Origin of the sequence: Zunongwangia pacifica (assembly GCF_023499215.1) — a bacterium.
Taxonomy (GTDB): Bacteria; Bacteroidota; Bacteroidia; order Flavobacteriales; family Flavobacteriaceae; genus Zunongwangia; species Zunongwangia pacifica.
Genome location: NZ_JAKHSK010000094.1, coordinates 1 through 1311, shown reverse-complemented (window position 1 = coordinate 1311; position 1311 = coordinate 1). Strand labels below are relative to the sequence as shown.

2 protein-coding genes are annotated in these 1311 nt (G+C 37.1%); both read left to right on the top strand.

Features of this window, described 5'->3' with window-relative positions:
* The first annotated feature begins 41 nt into the window (after positions 1 to 41).
* Positions 42 to 437 (top strand): transposase, encoded by a 396-nt coding sequence (locus L1967_RS22195; protein WP_249603673.1) that lies wholly within the window; start codon positions 42 to 44, stop codon positions 435 to 437.
* An 8-nt stretch (positions 438 to 445) separates the two neighbouring features.
* Positions 446 to 1276 (top strand): IS3 family transposase, encoded by an 831-nt coding sequence (locus L1967_RS22190; RefSeq protein ID WP_249603672.1) that lies wholly within the window; start codon positions 446 to 448, stop codon positions 1274 to 1276.
* Positions 1277 to 1311: the final 35 nt, after the last annotated feature.

Here is a 1311-nt window from a genome sequence, read left to right as displayed (position 1 = left end):
TGTACGTCCCTGATATAGGTTGACCATAACAGGTTAAATCTATGAAGTCAACAATCAAATTAATTCAAAAGTCCCGTAAGTATTCAGAGGCTTTTAAAAAATCTATTGTAAAAGATTTTGAAAGTGGTAAATTCAGTGTTCCCCAATTGGAGCGTATCCATACCATAAGTAATGTTACAATCTACCGTTGGATCTATAAGTATTCGACGATCAACCAACCAGGTCAACGTATAGTAGAGATGGAAAATAGCAGTACCAAAAAATTAAAGTCCTTAGAGGCTAAAGTAAAGGAACTAGAGTGTATGGTAGGTCAAAAGCAGATACAGATTGATTATCTTGAAAAGGTGATTGACCTGGCTAACCAAGAGCTGCATATCGACCTGAAAAAAAACTCCAACACCCCACTATCGAATGGTTCCGTAACCAAAAGAAAATAAGCTTTTCCATGAATCAGTTATATAAAGTATTAGGGATCAGCAAACAGGCGGTGCATCAATACGCCAACCGTCAGGCTGAATTAGACAATAAAATGGCTGCTTTGGTAGTAGAGGCTGATGAGTTACGGGCAGACCATCCCGGTTGTGGGGTAGAGAAAATGTATTACACCTTACGTCCAGATTTTATAGGTAGGGATCGATTTATAGCGACCTTTATGGAGCTGGGCTATCGTTTAAAATACCCTAAGAATTATAGCAGGACCACCTATGCAGTACATACAAAGTATACGAATTTAATTAAGGGAATGCAGGTAAGCGGGCCTTCAGTAATCTGGCAGTCTGATATTACCTATATTAGAGTTGGAGAAAAGTTCTACTATGCAGTATTCATTATAGATGTGTATACCAAGAAAATTGTAGGTTACCAGGTATCAGACCATATGAGGGCTACAGCTAACGTGAAGGCTTTGCAAATGGCACTTAAAAGTCATAAAGCACCTAAGGTCCATCACTCAGATCGAGGAAGCCAATACACTTACACCGCCTATATAGCGCTGTTAAAAAGCAAAGGATGCCTAATTAGTATGGCAAAAACAGCTCAGGACAATGCTTATGCAGAGCGTATTAACAGAACCATAAAAAATGATTATATAGCGCATTGGAACCCTAAAAATTTTAATCAACTAAAACAAATGACCAGAAAGGCGGTCAATCATTACAATAACATAAGACCGCATAATCATATTGGAAAAATTAGTCCGATAGCCTATGAAAAGAAATTGATTCTGAAAAGTACTTTTCAGAATCAATCAATCACTATTTTTAATAATGAAATGTAAATTTAAAAACGGTCAACACTAATTAGGGATGTTCA